Source organism: Pseudomonas sp. NY15356, assembly GCF_048068175.1.
In the GTDB taxonomy this organism is placed as follows: Bacteria; Pseudomonadota; Gammaproteobacteria; order Pseudomonadales; family Pseudomonadaceae; genus Aquipseudomonas; species Aquipseudomonas putida_K.
On sequence record NZ_JBLUPW010000028.1, the window covers coordinates 1 to 19,856 of the forward strand.

Sequence of the window (19,856 nt, forward strand, 5' to 3'; positions counted from 1 at the left end):
GCTCATCACCAGGCCCTGGAGCTCCAGCGCCTCGCGATACGCCTTCGCGCTGCCGTACAGCACCCAACGCTCGCGCTCTGGTAGATTTCGGAATGCGGCATAGCTTGGCCAAGGGCCGCTGATGATCGCTGCGCCAGCGACCTGCTGGAGCGCCTGGGGGGGGGTAGACGGGTTGTTCATTGCAGGGTCTCCCCAGTTGCAGTGGTCCGCCGCATCGGTGCCAGCGGCAAGGGCGTAGGAGCAAGCGGAGGCTGATGATCGACACCAGGACCGATCATCGATCTGATGGCCGACTCCATCGCTCGCTTGGCGTTGTGCTTGACCCGCTGCGCCTTCTGGTAAAGCTCGTAGGTGTCCGCCGTGTAGGCGATCACTGCGTCGTAGAGCGGGTTTGATGGGTCGATGCGGCGACTTTTCGGGTCAGGTTCACCGCACGCCCGGAAGAACATGCTGTACTCGTCGTTCAGCCTTATCCGCATGCGCCTGGCCATGGACTGCGCCCGGTAATACTCGGCAGCCCGTTCAGCGACCTTCTGAATTAGTTGCTGCTTGGTTGGTTTCTTCATCGCTGCTGCCTCGGGTGAATCTTGAATCGCCCCTGCGGGATCTCTGGATGTGTTGCCCGCTCCGCCGTGACGTAGGTGCACTGCTCTACGAACTGGTCGAATCGGCGTGTGATCGCAGGCTTTGGCCAAATGGCGAATGGCTGCCCTCCTTCGTCGGAATGACGGCTGCGCACCATGGCGAACGGGAGCGGTGCGCCGGTCACCTCGCGCATGACGGCATTTACCACCCAGGCCGGGAGGCCATGACGGTTATTGATGCGGTCACGGATCGTGGTGATGGTCTCGAAGCCACTGGGCACCGAGTCGAGGTAGCGCACTTGCTCGAGCTTGGTCGTACGGTCCTCAACTCGCTCTAGCGCCATCTGATGGGCGGCCTGTTGACGCTCGATCGCAACCAGCTGATTCGCGCTTGCCGCGATGAGCTCGGCCTGGGTCATCGGGCGCGTCTGCTGCCCTTCCAGTTGGTTCAGCCGGGCAAGTACGCGGCGACGAACACCCTTCGACTCGCGCATGGCGACCAGCTTGCATTGGTCGGCAGTGAGCCGAAGCCCTTCGCTGGGGCGCCCAGGGCCGTCCGGCTTTATTACGAAAGTTTCGTAAAACTCCCCATCCAGCTCATCCTTGCAGCGAGCAACGAAGTCGTTGTGGCGGACCGCCCCCTCGCCGAAATCAGCGCGGGCCTCGTTTACCAGAGCCAGCAGCTCGGTGGTATCCATGGTGGTGAAGGTGGTAGAAGGCAGGTTCATGCCGCACCTCCCACATGCTTTGCTTCATGGAAGGCGGATGCACTGCGGTGCGGGAACAAGAAGTTGCTCGTCGAGAAGACAACGACCTCCAACTGGCGCTCCAGCTCTCCTACGACAGGGTTTTCGAAACCGCCGAGGCCCGGCACAACATGCGCCCAGTACAAGGCTTTGATGGCTCGAAACGCCTCGCGGGCTTCATTGAACCGGGCGATCTCCTCGGCAGAGAGGATTACGTCCTGCACAATCTCACCGGAAACCGGCGATGGCATCAGCTCGCGTCGCACGGTCAGCATGCCGCACCTCCCGCGCCACGTTTCGGCGAAGTCGGTTTTTGTGGCGCGGAATGGTCTTTGTGGACCTGCTGGAACTGCTCAATCGAGCTTTCAATTCCCCCAAAGTTGGTGTCATCGAGATACTTGACCAGGTCGGCTAGATCCTCTGCATGCCGTCCGCCGTCGTGGGCGTGACTGATATGGATCGCTCGGGCTAATGCGCAAAGCCATACCTGATAGTCCTTGGCGATCAGCAATTGGAACTCAGCCTCTGCTGCCACATCTGCAATTGTCACGGATGCGTTCATGCCTCACCCCCGTTGCCTGCAGCTGCGGCAACGCTCTTCTCGACCGAAAAAATCAGAGCGCTCACCGTCTCGCCGAGAAAGCCAAGGGCCGCCATCCCGTCGCAGTAGGTCATTTCGCCGTAGTTCAGTGAGTCGTGCATGTGCTGGCAGATCTGACTCATGCCAGAAGAAAGAGTACGTGCGGCACGCAACGCATCCTGGGCATCCAGGCCAGGCTCAACACTGAGAAGTTGATCGCTGTTTCTTGCGATGGGCGTGTCGAGCAGGCCGATCTTGCGAGTGAGGATTTGTTGCGCCGGCGATGCCTCAGTGGTATTTTTCGGGTGCGACATAGCGCATCTCCTATTTGCATAGCGATGTGATTCAAAGACCTCCTGGCAGAGGTCGGTTAAAGAACCCGCCTGGCAGCGGGTTTTTTTGCGTCCTGGACTCGGGCATCCCTATCATCCACGGAACACAAAAACTGCGACCCCCTCCCCTGAGAGGGTCATGGCCTACCCTGGGCGGGGTTGCCGAATAGATGTCTGCGCGCGCATATCACGCTCCTTTGAAAGCGCAACAGGCGCTCTTTTTCTTTGCGAATCAATCAGGTTAACGGCCGAGCTACGCCTTTCAAGGGCAGGCGCATAACTTTCCCGCCAGCCCCTAACTACACGCATGCAGAAAACCACAGCCAAGGTTCGGATCACGGTTGGGCCTGCGCGGTACTGGATGGATTCACAGCAGACTCGTTGGTCTGCGACTGGTGGCGTCTTGCTGGTACATTTTGCTCCAAGGTCGGAAGCGACTCCGCCAGTGATGGGCGGACACTAGAAGCAGCGATACGCCCATGAGTTTTGGCCTGGATTAACAGCGCCATGTCAGCAGAGCAGCCATGGACGCCTCGCACCCAGCCGCTGACAGTGCCCTGGGTGACTCCAAGAGCTTTAGCTGTGGCCACCTGGCCGCCAAAAAAACTGACCAAGTCACTGAAAATTTCATTCATGGGCTGAACGCCGAATAGAGGTATGCCTTTACTGTATTTTACAGGCATACCTTTTTGCAAGAAAAAAGGGTAACCATTAAATTGGTGAGCTATGGAACTCAAAGACCGCCTCAAGCACGCTCGTCGTCATGCGCAGCTCACCCAATCGGATTTAGCCGAGAGGGCGGGTATCAAGCAGGCCTCTATTTCTGAGATCGAGCGGGGGCTTTCTCGGACGAGCGGGCACCTTGTAAAACTCGCCCAGATCTGCGGCGTAAACCCCGTCTGGCTAGCAGAAGGAGTTGGTCCAGCATTTGATGGCGAAGAGGACGACTCTCCGTCCGGAGTGATGTCAGCCGCCGATATGGTTCGGCAAATGCTGGAGAAGAAAGGAGCCGGTCTCTCCGAGCAGGCGCGCAAGAGACTTTTGGAGGTGGCCGAAGAAGCCGATTCGTTTCCCGCCTCCCAAAACTCAACCATCACCAGCGGACGTCGCCAGGCTGGTGATGAGATCCGTATTGCGCACTATGACGTGCGTGGCGGCATGGGTGGCGGGCAGGTCAACCATGACTATCCCGAGATGCTGCAGGATGTGAGGGTGAGCCTGAGGCATCTGCGCGAACTGGGCCTGGCGTTCCAGGAGCCACATCATCTCAAGCTTGTAACAGGATGGGGGCAGTCAATGGCCCCGACTATCAAAGACCGAGACCCGTTGATCGTGGATGTGAGCATCCGTGAATTCATGGGTGATGGCGTGTATTTCTTCTCATGGGGCGGCCATGAATACATCAAGCGGCTGCAGGTCGCTGACGATGACCACTTTGAGATGATTTCAGACAACCCGAAGCACAAAGATCGGATGATCCGCAAAGACGAAACCTACATTCAGGCGCGAGTGCTTTATGTCTGGAATGGAAATCTACTGTAGCGCCTAAGGATTCCCCTAGGCGCATAGCAAGCGGGTCAGAACGGGGCGGCCTCCGCCTCCTCCTCCGCATTCACCTCCAGCACCAGGTTGCTGGCCTGCTCCTCATCAAGCTCCCATCTAAGCGTGACCCCACCATCATCACCAAAGGTCATCTCGATCTCCGGCGTCTCCGACAGCGTGTTCATAACCTCTTCCCAGTCTTGATCACTATCCGTATCCAGCTGATGGATCGTGACCCATCGCTGGGTCTGCGCCAAAGGGTGATTGATCATTGAGGAAATCCTCAAGACTAGGCGCTCCATGCCAGTCATGACTCTGCGCTCATCTGCCTGCTTCTTTTGTTTGGCCATTTCTGCCTCCTTTTACTGTACATCCATACAGCTGAGACTACCCAATGTTTGAGGCTCCATGGAAGGTTAAGGCAAAAATAAAGGTATGCCTGTTGACACACAAATAAAGGTAAACCATTATTTATTTCGACAGCACTCAACTGCATGGAGCTACGCATATGAACGCACTGACTTTCGGCACATGGACTGGGAACCTTGGCATGGGGCTGGCCGAGCGCGAATTACAGTGCGTAATGGCCGTAGCGTGCGGAATGACGAGCAAAGAGGCTGCGCGCGAATTCGGAGTGGCGAAAGACACTGTAGACAAGCGCCTGCTTGCTGCCAGTACAAAGCTTGGTGTCACCAAGCGCGCCCAGCTGGTTGCAGAAGCCATGCGCCGCGGCCTTATTTCTCCTCTTGTTCTTGCTCTATGCACCGTCCTGATCGGCCATTCCGTCGCAGGTAGCGACGAGTTCACCCGCGTTCGCCGCCCCGGTGAGCGCAAGCTAGTTGAAACCAGGGTCAGCCGGCGCACCGAATGCGCCCTGGCGGTGGCGTGACGCTAATCACCTGACCTAACCCATCCAGTTTTTTGCGAAAGCCATTTATCGCGGCAGGCCATCGGCTTGCCCGGAGAAAGCTTCACCAACCCAAGAGGAAACACCCATGTTCGGACTTAAAAAGCTGTTCGGTAAAGGTCGCGAAGCCCGTGCGGCCATGGCCAAGCTGGAAAACCGCGACCTGCTCCAAGGCGTTGTCTACGGCTGCTTCTACGTTGCGGCGGCTGACGGCGAGATCGAGCCTTCGGAGCTGGACAAGATCGACCGCCTACTGCGCAACGAGCCAAAGCTTCAGGGCTTCGGTGCTGAGTTGGGCAACCTGATCGACAAGGCCAAGGCCGATTTCAACGAGGGCGGCGCCCGCATCATCCGCATGAACGCCGAGCGTGAACTGGCCGACCTGGCTCATACCCCGGGTGATGCCGAGACGGTCATCAACTTCATGCTGACCATCGCCGAGGCTGACGGTGAGATCGAACCTGCCGAAGTAGCCGTGCTGGAGCGCGCCGCCGGCAAGCTGAACCTGCGCCTCAAGGACTACCTGTGATCGCTCGTCGTCGAGCCAGGCCTGGCAAAGCGGTGCTGCTGATCGCGGCTGTTTCTCTGTCCTTACTGGCAGTGAGCGCGGCATTCAACTGGGGTTCGTGCCAGTGGTACGGCTACCAGACCGAGCGCCAGACCAAGTTCGCGCCATATGTCGGCTGCATGGTGAGAACCAGCAGCGGATGGGTGCCACGCACCGAACTGCGCACGGCGCAATGACAGAAAGGGGTGGTGGCGATCACCACCCCTAACCCAAAGGAGTTTGAACATGCTTTGTCTCACCCGCCGCATTGGCGAACGCATCGTCATCGGTGACGGAATAACCGTGCAGGTATTGCAGGTAACTGGCGGCATCGTGCGCCTGGGCGTCGTGGCGCCAAAAGGCGTGGCGATCGACCGCGAAGAAATCCGTGAACGCAAACAGAAGGAGCCACGTCATGGCCTTTGAATACGATAGCCGCACCGCTGACAAATTCGTCGTTCGCCTGCCTGACGGCATGCGCGACCAAGTGGCCGCTGCCGCCAGCGCGGACGATCGATCGATGAACTCGCTGATCATCACGGCAATCCGAAACGAACTGGAAGGCCGCGCCCGCGCCAACGCCCTCATTGATGCGCTCACCAATGCAGCGGAGGCAAAGGGGGTCACCCATGACGCTGCCTAAGCCCATTCGGAACGAGTTCGAGGACCTGGGTGAACGCCTTGTGCGCTTCGGCAAGGCCCTGCAGGACAGCACCACCAGCGTGGGCCGACTCAACCAGCTCGCCCGGGAGTGCGGCATTACGCTGCGCCTGCGGGCGGTTACGGACATGGAGAGTACCTGCCATGCGCACCCTCGCTGATATGGCGCTCTGCCGGGCCCGGGGCCGCCTGAAGTCGGTTCTGTCTCGGGCGGCAGCCAAGCCTGCCGCGCAGGCCGTCCCCAACAATGCCGTCAACCCAGCGGTGGAGGTCGTCATCACCGGACCGATCAACCGCTACATGTTCCTTCAAGGGCGAAGCTGGGCAATCGATATGTTGGCCTCGCTTCGGGCGGTTCCGCCGGAGGTGGCCATCGAGCGCTTGGCTGCTGCAGCTGCCGGGAAGCCAGGTAGCTATGCAGCCGGTATCCAGTCGGTGATCAAGCAACTGAAGGAGGTCTCGCAGTGAAACGCCGAGCAATCATCCCATCCGCACTGCCATCCGTTGGCCAGCCTCTGGCCGGTGGCTTCTACGCCGGGCGTCTGTTCTTCGACGGTGCCGAGCACGCGGTAATCGATGCTGGGCGCGAGTTCGAAGCCGTTGCTCAGTGGTGGGAGCAACCAGGGCCGCGAGTGAACGTCCGTGGAGCCCTGTCGTTCCATGACGGACTAGCTAATACCCGAGCCATGGCCGAGGCCGGCAGCGCTATTGCGCGCAAGGTGCTGGCGATGACGATTCGTGGGCAGCGCGGTTGGCACCTGCCAAGCATTGAGGAGCTGCAGGTCATGCGGGCGAACCTTCTGCAGCTGCCTGACTGGGATCGCTACTACAGCTCCTGCCGTGCCGGCGGCCCAGCCCAGGCCTTCACCCACATGGAGTACTGGTCCAGCACGCAGAATTCCGCCGGTAGTTCCTGGTGCCTACACATGCTGCCATGGTGTACGCCGACCACAAACTGGGCCAGCAAGAGCAAGGGCATCCGCCCGGTGCGCACCCTGCTGATCTGCCAGGAAGCCTTCGTGCACGCGCCATCGACCGACGCGGCCCTGCCTGCCCCCTATCTGCGCGGCCTGGCCAACCAGGTGGCAGTGGCCAACGTGCTCGAGCGCTTCGTGAACGAGGACGCCGGCAAGTTTTACGGGCGCACTGAGGCCCTGGTAGCTGAGCTGGTTTCGCTTGCTGCTGACGTGACAGATCAGCGTGACAACCAAAACCTGACGCGCCAGGCCGGGAGGAAGGTATGAGTGAAGAGACTGAGGTATTGACGGTCGAGGGCCTGGCCAAGCTGCTGGGCCGCACCGAGGCGTCAATCAGGGAGGGGATTCGCCGCGGCGTGCCGTGGCTGCCCAAGAGCTTCAAAATGGGCAACCGACACTGCTGGCTAAAAGAGGATGTGCGCAAGTTCTTGCGCGAGTTCAGGGATGGGGAGCACCAAAAGCCAAAGCCTGGACGAAAACGGAAAGATCCGCCAACGCTGCGGGTTGCCTGACCTCAGCCGAGCTTTTCGGCGAGGTCTTGCGGGCTTAGGTGTGTATAGCGCTTGAGCATCGCCAGGGTCTTGTGCCCTGTAATGCTCGCGACTTCCATCATGGTGAAGCCGCGTTCGAAGAACCGACTGGTCGCCTCATGGCGAAGGTCGTGAAGGCGAAGCCCTTCAATCCCAGCGGCCTCGCAGGCCCTGGGGAAGTAGTTGCTGATAGTGTTGAGGGCCAGGCTGAAGTACCGACCACCATTGATCGGCGTGGGCAAGCTCTCCAGCAGGGTGATCGCCCGGGATGACAGTGGCACGGCTCGTCTTTCGCCATTCTTGGTGTCTTCCAGGTAGGCCACTTTGCCGCGGACCTGATCGCGGCGCAGCATCAGCAGCTCAGACCGGCGCATAGCCGTCTCCACCGCCAACTCAATGAACACCGGAAGCTGAGCATTCATCTGGCCGGCTGCCTTGTAAAGCGCGGCGAGCTCCGCCGGCGTCGGGCGCCGATCGCGCTCCTTGCTGCCCTTCGGCATCCGGATGGCCCGGCACGGATTGGTCAGCCCTTCGATACCCCATTCCTTGGTGGCCACCGTGTAGAGGTGGCTGATGACCGCCAGGTTGAGACGAACAGTCGCGGTCGACTTCCCTTCCTTCAGTTCTGCATCGCGATAGGCAGCCATGTCGCTCGAACGGATCGCGGCAAGCCCTTTGCTCGCCAGCTTGTGCTCCTTCCATTTTCGGATGCGGACCTCTTCCTGCTTCGCGCCCTTCTTGGTCGATGTTACCTCGGACAGGTAGCGATCCAGGGCCTCGGCCAGGGTTGTGCTCTCGGCTTCGCGCATATCGACGAAGCGCGCACGCGACATGTCACCCTCGATCTCGGCAGCCCATCGCTGAGCTTCTGCCTTGGTGTTAAAGGTGGCGGAAAGAGTTGGATATCCTTTGCGGCGGATCTGGGCGCGCCAGGCTTCGCCGCGTTTCTCGAAGTAGGCCATGGCGGAATGATAGCGAACGCTTGGGGGAATATCACCCTCCCCCAATTCCCCCAAAATTCCCCCAAATGAAAAAGCCCCGAGTGCTTCGCAGCGCTCGGGGCCTTTAATATGGCGGAGAGATAGGGATTTGAACCCTAGGTACTGTTGCCAGTACAACGGATTTCGAATCCGTCCCGTTCGACCACTCCGGCATCTCTCCAGTGGCGCGCATGATACCAGCGATTTCGTGAAAGGCAAACCCTTCTTTGAAAAAAATTCGCGTGGTATCAGGCGCTTGCGTGAGCGAGGCGCTTAGAGCGGCACGCCCAGGCGCTTGGCCACTTCCTCGTAGGCTTCGATGACATCACCCAGGCCTTGGCGGAAGCGGTCCTTGTCCATCTTCTTGCGGGTTTCCTTGTCCCACAGACGGCAGCCGTCCGGGCTGAACTCGTCGCCCAGGACGATCTGGCCGTGGAACACGCCGAACTCCAGCTTGAAATCGACCAGCAGCAGGCCGGCGTCGTCGAACAGCTTGCTCAGCACTTCGTTGACCTTCAGCGACAGCTGCTTCATGGTCGCCAGCTGCTCGGCGGTGCCCCAGCCGAAGGCCACGACGTGGGATTCGTTGATGAAGGGGTCGCCCTTCTCGTCGTTCTTCAGGAACAGCTCGAAGGTGGACGGCTCCAGCTTGATGCCCTCCTCCACGCCCAGGCGCTTGACCAGGCTGCCGGCGGCGTAGTTGCGCACCACGCACTCGACCGGGATCATGTCCAGCTTCTTGACCAGGCATTCGTTGTCGCCCAGCAGCTTGTCGAACTGGGTCGGGATGCCGGCTTCTTCGAGCTTCTGCATGATGAAGGCATTGAACTTGTTGTTCACCATGCCCTTGCGGTCGAGCTGTTCGATGCGCTTGCCGTCGAACGCCGAGGTGTCGTTACGGAACAGCAGGATCAAGCGGTCGGCGTCGTCGGTCTTGTAAACCGATTTGGCCTTGCCGCGGTAGAGTTCTTCGCGTTTTTCCATGATGGGCTCCGCTTGCTTGAGTAGGTGGGCTAGGCGATTTCGCGCCAGTCGAGCCCGTGTTCCTGGTTCGCCACCTGGAGCCAGTCCGGGTCGCACCCCAAGGTGTCGACGAAGCACTGGCGGGCCAGTTGTGGCCGGTTGTTCTTGCTGCTGAGGTGGGCCAGCACCAGGTGCTGCAGGTGTTGCCAGCCCAGCTCGGCCACCAGGCTCGCGGCCTGGTGGTTGTTCAAATGCCCCTGGTTGCCGCCAACCCTGAGTTTCAGGAAGTGCGGGTAATGCCCCCGGGCCAGCATGTCACGACAATGATTGGCCTCGATCAGCAGGGCGTCCAGGCCTTGGTAACGGTCCAGCAGGTACCTGTCATAGGAGCCCAGATCGGTGAGCATGCCGAAACGTCGGCGGCCATCGCTGAACACGTACTGCAGCGGCTCGAATGCATCATGCTCGACCCGGTTCGCACTGACCTCCAGCGCGCCGATGCGCAGGCTGTCGCCACAACGCAGCAAACCCGTCGCCTCCACCGGCTTGCGCATGCCGCGCAGGGTGCCTTGGCTGAGATAGACCGGTACATTGTAGCGCCGCGCCAGCAGCCCCACCCCATGCACGTGGTCAGCATGTTCGTGGGTGACCAGCACCGCGCTCAGCTGTGCCGCAGACACACCGAGCAGCGCCAGGCGCCGCTCGGTCTCGCGCAGGGAAAAACCGCAATCGACCAGGACGAAGGTATCGTCATGGGCGATCAGCGTGCCGTTCCCCTGGCTGCCGCTTCCAAGTACCGCGAAACGCACTTAGCCGAGGTGGTCCTGAATCATGCTCAGCACGCGGCGGGCCACATCGGCTGGCGCCACGGTGTTGATGTTCTTCTCGACGGTGACCTGAACGTTCTCGCCCACCTTGCTCAGGCGAACCTGGTAGCGCTCGGCACGGGCTTCACGCTCTTCCTTGGACGGCTCGCTGCCGAACATGCGGCCGAAGAAGCCTGGCTGGTTCTGCTTGTCGTCGGGTTTCTCGGACAGGTTGATGTAGTACAGGCCCAGGCTGCGGTTGATGTCCTCGACCCGCCACTCGCCCTGCTCCAGGGCGCGGCCCACGCTGGACCAGGCGCGGTCCAGGTCGGCGCCCAGGTACAGCACCGGGTTGCCGCTGCCGTCTTCGCTCAGGCTGACGCGGCTTGGCGCGTCGAAGTCGCGGGCGGCGAGCAGAGACACCGAACCGCCCTTCTCGGCGCTGCGGTTCATGCTGGCCAGCATCTCGTCGACCAGCAGGGCGTCGGCGGCAGTGTTGGCGGAGCTGGACGGGAACTCAGGCTCGGCGGTGCTGCCGGCCGGGCGCTCGACGCTGACGATGTACACCTCGGAGGTGTTGCGCTGCACGCCAGGCTCCATGCGAACGCGCACGCGCACTTCGCTGTCGGGGCTGCTGGAGGCGCTGGCCAGGCGTTGGCCAAGGGATGCGGACAGCTCGTCGAAACGCTGCCAGGTGGTGTTGAATTCACCGGTCTGCGGGCGCTCTTCGGCGATGCGGAAGCCGTTGTCCTCGAAGAACTGGCGGGCCACCGGCCAGACTTCGGCTGGGGCACGCTGGGCCAGCACCCAACGGCTGCTGCCGCTGCGCTGCAGGGTGAAATCGCTTGCTTCGGCCGCTGCGGTCAGCGGCTGCGGGCGCGGCACCTCGAACTCGCCGGTGGCGTGATCGTCGGCGACGTTGCGCGGGATCGGCAGCAGCGGGTCCAGGCGCTTGACGTTGCTGGCGTCCGGCGGCAGCTGCATCGGCGCGGTGGGGTGCGCCTGCAGGTAGTCGCTGCCGCGGTCGCGGAAATAGCCATCCTCGCCCCACAGCCAGCCGCAACCGCTGGTGCTGGAGATGATCAGGGCAAGGGTGGAGAGACCAGCCAGTCGCTTCATGCGGTGTACTTCCTCGATTAAACCAGTACGCCGGACTGGCGCAGGGCCGCACGGACTTTTTCGTGGCAGCCTTCGCTCAGCCAGGTCAGCGGCAGGCGGATGCCCTTCTGCATCAGGCCCATCTCCACCAACGCCCACTTCACAGGGATCGGGTTGGCTTCGCAGAACAGGTCTTTGTGCAGCGGCATGAGTTTTTCGTTGATTGCGCGGGCCTTCTCGGCATTGCCCTCAAGGGCGGCCTCGCACAGGTCGGCCATTTCGCGCGGGGCGACGTTGGCGGTGACCGAGATGTTGCCCTTGCCGCCCATCAGGATCAGCTCGACGGCAGTCGGGTCGTCGCCGGACAGGACGATGAAGTCCTTGTCGACGCCGTCGAGGATGGCCTTGGCGCGCACCAGGTCGCCGGTGGCTTCCTTGATGCCGATGATGTTCTTGACCTTCGACAGGCGGATCACGGTCTCGGCCTGCATGTCGCAGGAGGTGCGGCCGGGCACGTTGTAGAGGATCTGCGGGATGTCGACGGCTTCGGCGATGTGCTTGAAGTGCTGGTACAGGCCTTCCTGGGTCGGCTTGTTGTAGTACGGCACCACCAGCAGGCAGGCGTCGGCACCGGCATTCTTGGCGTTCTGGGTCAGGTGGACGGCTTCGGCAGTGGAGTTCGCACCGGTACCGGCGATGACCGGGACGCGATGGTTGCTGCGCTTGACGCGCTCGACCACGTGCTTGATGACCAGGATATGCTCTTCGACATCCAGGGTGGCGGACTCGCCAGTGGTGCCGACCGCGACGATCGCGTGGGTGCCTTTTTCCAGGTGGAAGTCTACAAGCTTGTCGAGGCTGTCCCAATCAAGACGCCCTTGTGCATCCATGGGTGTGACCAATGCCACCATACTGCCCGCAATCATGTAACTGCTCCTGCCGGAAAAAGAGAGCGGTAATGGTACTGGCGCCATCGGCCTTGCACAAGCGACGCAGGTGGGCGGAGCATTCCCCTCGGCGCTGCTTTTCGCTACCCTTCTCCCTTTGATCGGCGCAGCGTGGCCCGCCGGGCCGTCGACAATGCTCCGCGCCAGCGTCCACGACCTCGATTGCGAGCCCGGGGCCCTGCCGACAGGAGGCTTTCGCCTGTCCTGTGCCGACCGCTCATCGCTTTAGGAATGCTGCATGTCCACCCCCACCGTCCGCGAACAGTTCCTCGTCATCAGTGCCTTGGGGCCCAACCCCATGGAGCTGGCCAATGTCCTCAGCCGTGCCGCCTTCGACAATCGCTGCGCGGTGATCACCTCGCGCCTGACCCGCCACGGCGAGACCAGCGCCGTGGTGCTGCAGGTCGGCGGCAGCTGGGATGCCCTGGCCCGCCTGGAGTCCGTCCTGCCGGGCCTGGCCAAGAAGCACGGCCTGACCCTCGACGTGGTGCGCAGCGCCGACCAGGAAGTGCGCCCACAAGCCCTGCCCTACGTAGCCTACGTAAGCGCCGCCTATCGCCCGGACATCGTCAGCGAACTGTGCCAGTTCTTCCTCGACCACCGCGTCGAGCTGGAAAGCATGACCTGCGACACCTACCTGGCGCCCCAGACCGGCAGCAGCATGCTCAATGCCCAGTTCACCGTGATCCTGCCGGCCGGCACCCAGATCAGCTGGCTGCGCGACCAGTTCCTGGACTTCGCCGATGCCCTGAACCTGGACGCGCTGATCGAACCCTGGCGCCCACAGAACCCCATGTAAGGAAGCTCCCATGGCCGTAGCACTCGACCAACCCGTCGCCGATTTCCAGGCCCAGGCCACCAGCGGCCAGGCCATCAGCCTTGCCGGGCTCAAGGGCAAGCAGGTGGTGCTGTACTTCTACCCCAAGGACAGCACCCCGGGCTGCACTACCGAGGGCCAGGGCTTCCGTGACCAGCACGAAGCCTTCCAGGCCGCCAACACCGTGGTGTTCGGCGTGTCCCGCGATGGCCTCAAGTCCCATGAGAACTTCAAGGCCAAGCAGGGCTTCCCGTTCGAGCTGATCAGCGACAAGGATGAGGCCCTGTGCCAGCTGTTCGACGTGATCAAGCTCAAGAAGCTGTATGGCAAGGAATACATGGGCGTGGACCGCAGCACCTTCCTGATCGACAAGGACGGTGTGCTGCGCCAGGAATGGCGTGGGGTGAAGGTGCCGGGGCATGTGGATGCGGTGTTGGCTGCGGCACAGGCGCTGAATAAGGCTTGAGATCGATTGGGGCTGCCTTGCAGCCCTTTCGCGGCACAAGGCCGCTCCTACAGAGGATTGCGCGCTTCTGTAGGAGCGGCCTTGTGCCGCGAAAGGGCCGCAAAGCGGCCCCAGCCACTTCAAAGCATCGGTGAAACGCTAGGCTCCTGCCTCGGCCACGCATCCAGCACCGCCTTGAACAACGTCGCCAGCGGGATGGCGAAGAAGATCCCCCAGAACCCCCACAGCCCGCCGAACAGCAGCACCGCACAGATGATCGCCACCGGGTGCAGGCTGACCGCCTCGGAGAACAGCAACGGCACCAGCACATTGCCATCGAGTGCCTGGATGATCGCGTACACGGCCATCAGGTAGATGAACTGGTCGCCCCAGCCCCATTGGAACAGCGCGATCAAGGTCACCGGCACGGTCACCACCACCGCCCCGACATAGGGCACCACCACCGACAACCCCACCAACAAGGCCAGCAACGCCGCATAGTTGAGCCCCAGGCTGATGAAGGCGATGTAAGTGGCGATGCCGCAGATCAGGATCTCGATGCCCTTGCCGCGGATGTAGTTGGCGATCTGCCGGTTCATCTCGTCGCCCACCCGGTTCAGCAGGGTGCGCTGGCGCGGCAGGTAACCGCTGACCCAACGGGCGATGAGCTCGCGGTCCTTGAGGAAGAAGAACACCAGGATCGGCACCAGCACCAGGTAGATCATGGCGTTGACCAGCAGCGGCAGGCTCGACAGGGAAAAGGTCAGCGCCCACTGGCCGAACTTGCCGATCTCGCCGCGCACCGACTCGATGGCGCGCAGCACCTGCTCGTCCGATACCAGGTGCGGGTAGCGCTCGGGCAACAACAGCAACAGCGACTGCCACTTGCCCAGCATGCCCGGCAGCTCGTTGAACAAGGTGATCAACTGGTGCCAGAGCAGCGGCACCAGCACCAGCATGAACACCGCCAGGGCGCCCATGAACAGCGCGAACACTACCCACACGGCCAGCCGGGTCGGCACATGCAGGCGCTCCAGCGCATTGACCAGGCCCTGCATGAGGAAGGCCAGGACCATGCCGGCCAATACCGGCGCGAGCATCCCGCCCAAGGTCAGCACCACGGTGAAGGCCAGGAACAGCAGCACCGCCAGCACCACCGCCTCCTCATCTGAGAAGTAGCGCTGCATCCAGTCGCGAAGCACTTTGAACATTGACGATCGTTGGGGTGGGGCTCAGGCCTTGCGCAGCCAGTAGGTATAGACGCCGGCCTCGGCGGTTTCACGAAGCAGCGTATGACCGGCAAGCTGGGCAAAAGTGCGGAAGTCGCGCTGGGAACCGGCATCGGTAGCGATCACCTTGAGCACCGCGCCGCTGGCCAGGCGGTTGAGTTCCATCTTCGCCTTGAGTAGCGGCAACGGGCAGTTCAGCCCGCTGGCATCCAGCTCGGCGTCGCAGGTCAGGGTGTCAATCATCCGGTAATCTCCTGGCGGGGCAATCTAGCATTGCAGACAAGTTCGGTAGGATAACGCCACTGGTCGCCAACGTGTGAGCCGGCTACAGTAGGCTTTTTGACCGACGCGAGCTTCATGCATGAATCTACTGCGCCCTACCCTGTTGACGCTGGCCTGCCTGATGGCCCTGCCCGGCCATGCCGACGACCTGCCGTCACTGGGTGACGCCAGTTCGGCGATCGTCTCGCCCCAGCAGGAGCATCAACTGGGCCGGGCCTGGCTGAGCCTGCTGCGCGGCCAGGTCAACCAGCTCAACGACCCGCAGCTCAAGGACTACGTCGAGACCAGCGTGTACAAGCTGGCCGAGACCAGCCAGCTGCAGGACCGGCGCCTGGAGTTCATCCTGATCGACAGCCGCGAGCTCAACGCCTTCGCGGCGCCAGGCGGGATCGTCGGGGTCAACGGCGGCCTGTTCCTCAACGCTCAGACCGAAGGCGAATACGCCTCGGTGCTGGCCCACGAACTGGCGCACTTGTCCCAGCGCCACTTCGCCCGCGGCGTCGAAGCCCAGCAGCGCATGCAATTGCCGATGATGGCGGCACTGCTGGCCGGTATCGTGCTGGCGGCAGGCGGTGGTGGCGATGCCGGCATCGGCGTGATCGCCGGCACCCAGGCCGCGGCGATCCAGGAGCAGCGCCGCTTCTCCCGGCAGAACGAACAGGAAGCCGACCGCATCGGCATCCAGAACCTGGAAAAGGCCGGCTACGACCCGCGCAACATGCCCACTATGTTCGAACGCCTGGCCCGCCAGTACCGCTACGACGCCAAGCCTCCGGAGTTCCTGCTCACCCACCCGGTCACCGAGTCCCGTATCGCCGACACTCGCAACCGTGCCGAGCAGGCCCCCAAGGGCGGCGTGGAGGACAGTGCGCGCTACCAGTTGATCCGCGCCCGCGTCGCGTTGATCTATGAAGGCACGCCAGGCCTTGCCGCCAAGCGCTTCCGCGCCCAGCTCGACGAAGACCCGAAACTCGACGCCGCGCGCTATGGCCTGGCCATCGCGCAGATCAAGGGCGGCCAGCTCAACGAAGCGCGGGCCAACCTGCAGCCGTTGCTGGCGAAGGCCCCGAACGACATCACCTACAACTTGGCCCAGGTCGACCTGGACATCACCAACAACCGCCTGGCCGATGCCCAGCAGCGGGTCGAGCGCCTGCGTGCGCTGTACCCGAGCAACTACCCGCTGCAGCAGGTCCGCGCCGACCTGCTGATCAAGCAGAACCGCCCGGCTGAAGCCGAGAAGGTGCTGGACGACCTGATCAAGCGCCGCCCCTACGACCCGGACGTGTGGTATGACGTAGCCGAAGTGCGCGGGTTGTCGGGCAATACCATCGGCTTGCACCGGGCCCGCGCCGAGTACTTCACCCTGGTGGGCGATTTCGACCAGGCCATCCAGCAGCTGGACTACGCCAAGCGCCGTGCGGGCAGCAATTTCCCGCTGGCATCGCAGATCGACCAGCGCCAGCGGGAAATCCTGGAACAGCAACGGATGGTCAAGGAGATGATGGGGCGCTAGGTCTGCGGCCCATCGCGGCACAAGGCCGCTCCTACAAGGGTTAGCGTCCCCCCTGTAGGAGCGGCCTTATGCCGCGAAAGGGCTGCAAAGCAGCCCCGCTGGGTGTCGACTCAGGCGTTACCGGACAGCTTCAACCGTGCAGCCTGAGTAAAGTCCAGCATCCGGTTCAACGGCTTGATCGCCTTGGGCACCAACGCCGGGTCGACGAAGATCTCGTTGCTGCCCTTGCGCAGGCAGTCGAGGGTGCGCTCGAGGGTGTTCATCGCCATCCACGGGCAGTGCGCACAGCTACGGCACGCCGCGCCGTTGCCGGCAGTGGGCGCTTCGACGAATTCCTTGTCCGGGCACAGCTGCTGCATCTTGTAGAAGATGCCCCGGTCGGTGGCGACGATGAAGGTCTTGTTCGGCAGCGTCTGGGCGGCCTTGATCAACTGGCTGGTGGAACCCACCGCATCGGCCAGCTCGATCACCGATTCCGGCGACTCCGGATGGACCAGGACGGCCGCATCGGGGTACAGCGCCTTCATGTCGGCCAGCTGGCGCGACTTGAACTCCTCGTGGACGATGCAGGCGCCATCCCACAGCAGCATGTCGGCGCCGGTCTGCTTCTGGATATAGCGGCCCAGGTGCTGGTCCGGGCCCCAGATGATGGTCTCGCCGTTGTCCATCAGGCTTTCGACGATTTCCAGGGCGCAACTCGAGGTGACCACCCAATCGGCTCGCGCCTTCACTGCCGCCGATGTGTTGGCGTAGACCACCACGGTGCGCTCGGGGTGCTGGTCGCAGAACGCCGAGAATTCCTCCACCGGGCACCCCAGGTCGAGGGAGCAGGTGGCTTCCAGGGTGGGCATCAGCACGCGTTTTTCCGGCGTGAGGATCTTCGCCGTCTCGCCCATGAAGCGCACACCGGCCACCACCACCGTACTGGCGGGGTGGTTCTTGCCGAAGCGGGCCATTTCCAGGGAGTCGGATACGCAACCACCGGTCTCTTCGGCCAGGGCCTGGATCACCGGGTCGCAGTAGTAGTGGGCGACCAGAACGGCGTTCTGGGCCTTGAGCTCGGCCGCGATGGCCGCACGGTATTCGGCCTCCTGCTGCGGCGTCAGCGGGTTGGGCTGCTTGGCGTCAAGATGGGCTTGAACCAACAGGCGTTCGGAAATCTGGGTCATGATCACGGGACCTGCGGGCGCGTATGCGCGTCACTCGAGTGTATCACCCGGCCCTGGCAGGTTGGCTGAAGGTGCCGGATGGCCGGCCAGGCCATCGCGGCCCACCTGCGGGCACGGCGTATTATCGGAGGCCGAAGGCTACAGACAATCGAGGCAATGCAAAAGGGCTTTTTGTGGCTTCGGGTTGGGGCCCGCGCCCGGCGGCGGCCTGCCCCGGTCCTATCGCGGGGCAAGACCTCGTACCTGGGTTTCAGCCTTGCGGCGAAAGTGCTGCCAGGTGAGCGCTCAGGAGCATGGCGAACTCTTCGACGGTCATCTTGCGGCCATTGAAGTCGACCATGCCATCGGCGTAATCCAGACGAGTGACCACGTTGTCACCCTCCACCGTGGCCATGCCGCTCTGCAGCGCCATCATGCCGACCATTTCCCCAGCCTGGCTGGACTGCTGGGCAATGGCCTGGGCGTCGGTCTGCCCATCGAGCAGTGCCTGCAACGTCGCCAGGTCCCCGACCATCGGCTTGGACACCGACAGCTTGCCCTCCAGGCGGGTGACGATCTGCTTGCCCAGCTGGTCGGCCGGCAGGTCGAAGGATGCCGGGCTGGCCAGGTCGACCGCCAGGTTGAAGCGGCTCTCGCCATTGGCGGTCTTGAACGACAGGTTCTCCAGGGCCAGTTGCGGCTTGGCCGCGAGCATCTTCTGCACATCGGCCTGGACCTTGGCCTGCTCCTCGGGGCTCAGGTCGAGCGAAGGCAACTGTTCACCTTGCGCGGCTGCCTGCTGGATGTCCGGCATGCGGGTCTGGTACCAGGCAATCAGCGCCTGCATGGCCGGGATGTCCAGGGACTTCATGCTCCAGACCATCTGCCCGCTGCCCACCGCACGCCCGGCATAGGTGATGTCGGCGACCTTGTATTCCAGGCGGCCGGACAGCTTGTCCTCGCCCTCGGCATCGTAGCGGTTGTTCTGCTCCAGGCCCTTGAGCACCAGGACATCCTGGCTGTTGCCCAGGGTGACCTGGGTCTCGGCCAGCGCCATGTCGAAGTTGCCTACATACACCAAATCATGGCCGGTGCCCTTGAGGTCGCCGGTGACCTTGAAGCCATTGAGCAGGAACTTGACCGGCGCCTGGTCAGCACCGACCAGGTTCATCTCCAGGCGCTCGGCCTTGCCATCGATGCGCACCGCCTGGCCCTCGCGGTCGCCCCGCAGTAGCACACGCATGCCGGAGAAATCCAGGCTGCTGCCGTCATCCTCGCTGAGCTTGAGGGGTGCCAGGCGGATATCGCTGGACAGGCTGCCGTCGTAGCCCAGGCTCACCTGGCCGGTCACCGGCGACTGATCGCCCGCGGCTGCGAACCAGGAGGCGGTGAAATCGTCCTTGTCCAGCTGGCTGTTGCTGGTGGCCATGACCGGCGCCAGGTTCAGGCGCTTGACTCGCGACCAAGGGAACGGGCCATGCTCGATCTGGTCGGTCACCCCCAGGTCGAAGTTCAGCGGCTCGCCTTCGCCGAGCCAGACATTCTGGGCCTTGAGCCGGTAGTGGGCGGTACTGGTGAAGAAGTGCTGCTCCAGCGAGACCAGTTCGATGGTCATACTGCCGCCAGTGCCGGCCATGGCCTTTTTCAATTCCTCGTTGCCTTGGGCGACGGAACGCTCGAGCTCAACGGGCAGCTGCTTGCCGGTATACCAGGCGCCGGCGGTGGTGGCGAGGGCGATGGCAACGGCCAGGCCGGAAAGAATGCCTACTGATTTCTTCATGAATAGAACCGATTGCTGTCCATAAGGGCGGATGCGCAGCGGGCGACGCCACGCGGGAGGCGAAGATTATCACTGCTGGCAACTTGATGCCCGAGCCGTGACACTCGAAACGCTGGATCGTAAATTTTTACGAACACAGAAATCGATCTAAACCTTGATAGCACCTACAAAAAGACAGGCAACCCTTAAAAACAACGATAAATCTTCACTAATGTTACATCTTGTCACGTTTCACTTGACACAAACTCGCCCTTCGTTTTTTATTTTTCACACCCACCCAGCGCCTACAAACGAAGAAGAACCGCGCCGACGATCATGACCCCCGTCCACCCCAACCCCCACGCGCCGCCTTCGACGTCCAGGCCCTGCCAGGCCTGATACAAGCGCTCGTCGCGCCCCGATCCGCTCCTACAACAAAAGGTGAACAACATGGAGCCCAC

30 protein-coding genes and 1 tRNA gene are annotated in these 19,856 nt (G+C 62.3%); 13 read left to right on the plus strand and 18 right to left on the minus strand.

The genetic code is table 11. From position 1 onward, the window contains the following. From ACNFCI_RS19200 to ACNFCI_RS19230, 7 genes are all read right to left on the minus strand, one after another. Window positions 1-180, minus strand: a 180-nt coding sequence (locus ACNFCI_RS19200) for a hypothetical protein (RefSeq protein WP_416768115.1), incomplete at its 3' end; no start/stop codon positions are given. Then, window positions 177-566 carry a hypothetical protein gene (locus tag ACNFCI_RS19205; RefSeq protein WP_416768116.1) on the minus strand — a complete coding sequence of 130 codons (390 nt, stop codon included), beginning with the start codon at window positions 564-566 and terminating at the stop codon, window positions 177-179. The genes ACNFCI_RS19205 and ACNFCI_RS19200, both read right to left, overlap by 4 nt. Then, window positions 563-1,312 (minus strand): phage antirepressor, encoded by a 750-nt coding sequence (locus tag ACNFCI_RS19210; protein WP_416768117.1) that lies wholly within the window; start codon window positions 1,310-1,312, stop codon window positions 563-565. Before ACNFCI_RS19210 ends, ACNFCI_RS19205 begins: the two co-directional genes overlap by 4 nt. Beyond that, complete coding sequence (locus ACNFCI_RS19215; protein ID WP_416768118.1) at window positions 1,309-1,605, minus strand: hypothetical protein; 297 nt, start codon at window positions 1,603-1,605, stop codon at window positions 1,309-1,311. Before ACNFCI_RS19215 ends, ACNFCI_RS19210 begins: the two co-directional genes overlap by 4 nt. Then, window positions 1,599-1,892, minus strand: a complete 294-nt coding sequence (locus ACNFCI_RS19220) for a hypothetical protein (protein ID WP_416768119.1) — start codon at window positions 1,890-1,892, stop codon at window positions 1,599-1,601. Before ACNFCI_RS19220 ends, ACNFCI_RS19215 begins: the two co-directional genes overlap by 7 nt. Continuing rightward, a complete protein-coding gene (locus ACNFCI_RS19225) occupies window positions 1,889-2,224 on the minus strand; it encodes a hypothetical protein (RefSeq protein WP_416768120.1) in 336 nt (111 codons plus the stop codon). Before ACNFCI_RS19225 ends, ACNFCI_RS19220 begins: the two co-directional genes overlap by 4 nt. 353 nt (window positions 2,225-2,577) lie before the next feature. Then, complete coding sequence (locus ACNFCI_RS19230; protein ID WP_416768121.1) at window positions 2,578-2,979, minus strand: transcriptional regulator; 402 nt, start codon at window positions 2,977-2,979, stop codon at window positions 2,578-2,580. Here ACNFCI_RS19230 and ACNFCI_RS19235 point away from each other — a divergent pair. Beyond that, complete coding sequence (locus ACNFCI_RS19235; RefSeq protein ID WP_416768122.1) at window positions 2,969-3,784, plus strand: XRE family transcriptional regulator; 816 nt, start codon at window positions 2,969-2,971, stop codon at window positions 3,782-3,784. The two genes, ACNFCI_RS19230 and ACNFCI_RS19235, sit on opposite strands and share 11 nt — an antisense overlap. A 35-nt stretch (window positions 3,785-3,819) precedes the next feature. Here ACNFCI_RS19235 and ACNFCI_RS19240 read toward each other — a convergent pair whose 3' ends face one another. Further along, the gene (locus ACNFCI_RS19240; protein ID WP_416768123.1) at window positions 3,820-4,134 is read right to left on the minus strand and encodes a DUF1654 domain-containing protein; all 315 of its coding nucleotides are present in this window, start codon (window positions 4,132-4,134) and stop codon (window positions 3,820-3,822) included. Window positions 4,135-4,292: 158 nt separating this feature from the next. On the opposite strand from ACNFCI_RS19240, the gene ACNFCI_RS19245 reads away from it, so the two are divergent. The 9 genes from ACNFCI_RS19245 (at window position 4,293) to ACNFCI_RS19285 (ending at window position 7,387) form a co-directional block, all read left to right on the plus strand. Continuing rightward, complete coding sequence (locus ACNFCI_RS19245) at window positions 4,293-4,673, plus strand: LuxR C-terminal-related transcriptional regulator (RefSeq protein WP_416768124.1); 381 nt, start codon at window positions 4,293-4,295, stop codon at window positions 4,671-4,673. Between the two features lie 106 nt (window positions 4,674-4,779). After that, a complete protein-coding gene (locus ACNFCI_RS19250) occupies window positions 4,780-5,220 on the plus strand; it encodes a tellurite resistance TerB family protein (protein ID WP_416768125.1) in 441 nt (146 codons plus the stop codon). Beyond that, the gene (locus ACNFCI_RS19255; protein WP_416768126.1) at window positions 5,217-5,435 is read left to right on the plus strand and encodes a hypothetical protein; all 219 of its coding nucleotides are present in this window, start codon (window positions 5,217-5,219) and stop codon (window positions 5,433-5,435) included. Before ACNFCI_RS19250 ends, ACNFCI_RS19255 begins: the two co-directional genes overlap by 4 nt. Before the next feature lie 49 nt (window positions 5,436-5,484). After that, the gene (locus tag ACNFCI_RS19260) at window positions 5,485-5,664 is read left to right on the plus strand and encodes a carbon storage regulator (RefSeq protein ID WP_416768127.1); all 180 of its coding nucleotides are present in this window, start codon (window positions 5,485-5,487) and stop codon (window positions 5,662-5,664) included. Next, window positions 5,654-5,881, plus strand: a complete 228-nt coding sequence (locus ACNFCI_RS19265; RefSeq protein ID WP_416768128.1) for an Arc family DNA-binding protein — start codon at window positions 5,654-5,656, stop codon at window positions 5,879-5,881. Before ACNFCI_RS19260 ends, ACNFCI_RS19265 begins: the two co-directional genes overlap by 11 nt. Continuing rightward, window positions 5,868-6,059 (plus strand): hypothetical protein, encoded by a 192-nt coding sequence (locus tag ACNFCI_RS19270; protein WP_416768129.1) that lies wholly within the window; start codon window positions 5,868-5,870, stop codon window positions 6,057-6,059. Before ACNFCI_RS19265 ends, ACNFCI_RS19270 begins: the two co-directional genes overlap by 14 nt. Continuing rightward, entirely contained in the window at window positions 6,043-6,366 is a 324-nt protein-coding gene (locus tag ACNFCI_RS19275) for a hypothetical protein (protein ID WP_416768130.1), read from the plus strand. The genes ACNFCI_RS19270 and ACNFCI_RS19275 overlap by 17 nt, the downstream gene beginning before the upstream one ends. Then, window positions 6,363-7,142 (plus strand): hypothetical protein, encoded by a 780-nt coding sequence (locus tag ACNFCI_RS19280; RefSeq protein ID WP_416768131.1) that lies wholly within the window; start codon window positions 6,363-6,365, stop codon window positions 7,140-7,142. The genes ACNFCI_RS19275 and ACNFCI_RS19280 overlap by 4 nt, the downstream gene beginning before the upstream one ends. Continuing rightward, window positions 7,139-7,387 (plus strand): helix-turn-helix transcriptional regulator, encoded by a 249-nt coding sequence (locus ACNFCI_RS19285; RefSeq protein WP_282878670.1) that lies wholly within the window; start codon window positions 7,139-7,141, stop codon window positions 7,385-7,387. The genes ACNFCI_RS19280 and ACNFCI_RS19285 overlap by 4 nt, the downstream gene beginning before the upstream one ends. Window positions 7,388-7,389: 2 nt before the next feature. Here the strand turns inward: ACNFCI_RS19285 and ACNFCI_RS19290 are convergent, their stop codons facing one another. The 6 genes from ACNFCI_RS19290 to dapA form a co-directional block, all read right to left on the minus strand. Next, window positions 7,390-8,367 carry a tyrosine-type recombinase/integrase gene (locus ACNFCI_RS19290; RefSeq protein ID WP_416768132.1) on the minus strand — a complete coding sequence of 326 codons (978 nt, stop codon included), beginning with the start codon at window positions 8,365-8,367 and terminating at the stop codon, window positions 7,390-7,392. 109 nt (window positions 8,368-8,476) lie between these two features. Next, a tRNA-Ser gene (locus ACNFCI_RS19295) sits at window positions 8,477-8,566 on the minus strand. Window positions 8,567-8,658: 92 nt separating this feature from the next. Next, window positions 8,659-9,369: a phosphoribosylaminoimidazolesuccinocarboxamide synthase gene (gene purC, locus ACNFCI_RS19300; protein ID WP_043213139.1), complete on the minus strand. Its 711-nt coding sequence runs from the start codon at window positions 9,367-9,369 to the stop codon at window positions 8,659-8,661. 29 nt (window positions 9,370-9,398) lie between these two features. Then, a complete protein-coding gene (locus ACNFCI_RS19305; protein WP_368829731.1) occupies window positions 9,399-10,157 on the minus strand; it encodes an MBL fold metallo-hydrolase in 759 nt (252 codons plus the stop codon). Then, entirely contained in the window at window positions 10,158-11,273 is a 1,116-nt protein-coding gene (bamC, locus tag ACNFCI_RS19310) for an outer membrane protein assembly factor BamC (protein WP_084854507.1), read from the minus strand. It abuts the gene before it with no gap. Window positions 11,274-11,290: 17 nt separating this feature from the next. Continuing rightward, window positions 11,291-12,178, minus strand: a complete 888-nt coding sequence (gene dapA / locus ACNFCI_RS19315; protein ID WP_084854506.1) for a 4-hydroxy-tetrahydrodipicolinate synthase — start codon at window positions 12,176-12,178, stop codon at window positions 11,291-11,293. A 259-nt stretch (window positions 12,179-12,437) separates the two neighbouring features. Here dapA and ACNFCI_RS19320 point away from each other — a divergent pair, with 259 nt between their 5' ends. Then, window positions 12,438-12,998: a glycine cleavage system protein R gene (locus ACNFCI_RS19320; protein ID WP_084854505.1), complete on the plus strand. Its 561-nt coding sequence runs from the start codon at window positions 12,438-12,440 to the stop codon at window positions 12,996-12,998. Between the two features lie 10 nt (window positions 12,999-13,008). Beyond that, on the plus strand, window positions 13,009-13,482 hold the full coding sequence (locus ACNFCI_RS19325) for a peroxiredoxin (protein WP_368829732.1): 474 nt from the start codon (window positions 13,009-13,011) through the stop codon (window positions 13,480-13,482). Window positions 13,483-13,601: 119 nt separating this feature from the next. Here the strand turns inward: ACNFCI_RS19325 and ACNFCI_RS19330 are convergent, their stop codons facing one another. Continuing rightward, window positions 13,602-14,672: an AI-2E family transporter gene (locus tag ACNFCI_RS19330; RefSeq protein ID WP_084854503.1), complete on the minus strand. Its 1,071-nt coding sequence runs from the start codon at window positions 14,670-14,672 to the stop codon at window positions 13,602-13,604. A gap of 21 nt (window positions 14,673-14,693) precedes the next feature. Continuing rightward, the gene (locus ACNFCI_RS19335) at window positions 14,694-14,933 is read right to left on the minus strand and encodes a sulfurtransferase TusA family protein (RefSeq protein WP_084854502.1); all 240 of its coding nucleotides are present in this window, start codon (window positions 14,931-14,933) and stop codon (window positions 14,694-14,696) included. A gap of 118 nt (window positions 14,934-15,051) precedes the next feature. Between ACNFCI_RS19335 and ACNFCI_RS19340 the strand changes: the two genes are divergently transcribed. Then, window positions 15,052-16,488: a M48 family metalloprotease gene (locus ACNFCI_RS19340; protein WP_084854501.1), complete on the plus strand. Its 1,437-nt coding sequence runs from the start codon at window positions 15,052-15,054 to the stop codon at window positions 16,486-16,488. A 110-nt stretch (window positions 16,489-16,598) separates the two neighbouring features. Here the strand turns inward: ACNFCI_RS19340 and nadA are convergent, their stop codons facing one another. Further along, window positions 16,599-17,657, minus strand: coding sequence for a quinolinate synthase NadA (gene nadA / locus ACNFCI_RS19345; protein ID WP_084854500.1), 1,059 nt, complete (start codon window positions 17,655-17,657; stop codon window positions 16,599-16,601). A gap of 250 nt (window positions 17,658-17,907) precedes the next feature. After that, window positions 17,908-19,416: a YdgA family protein gene (locus ACNFCI_RS19350; RefSeq protein ID WP_084854499.1), complete on the minus strand. Its 1,509-nt coding sequence runs from the start codon at window positions 19,414-19,416 to the stop codon at window positions 17,908-17,910. Window positions 19,417-19,856: the final 440 nt, after the last annotated feature.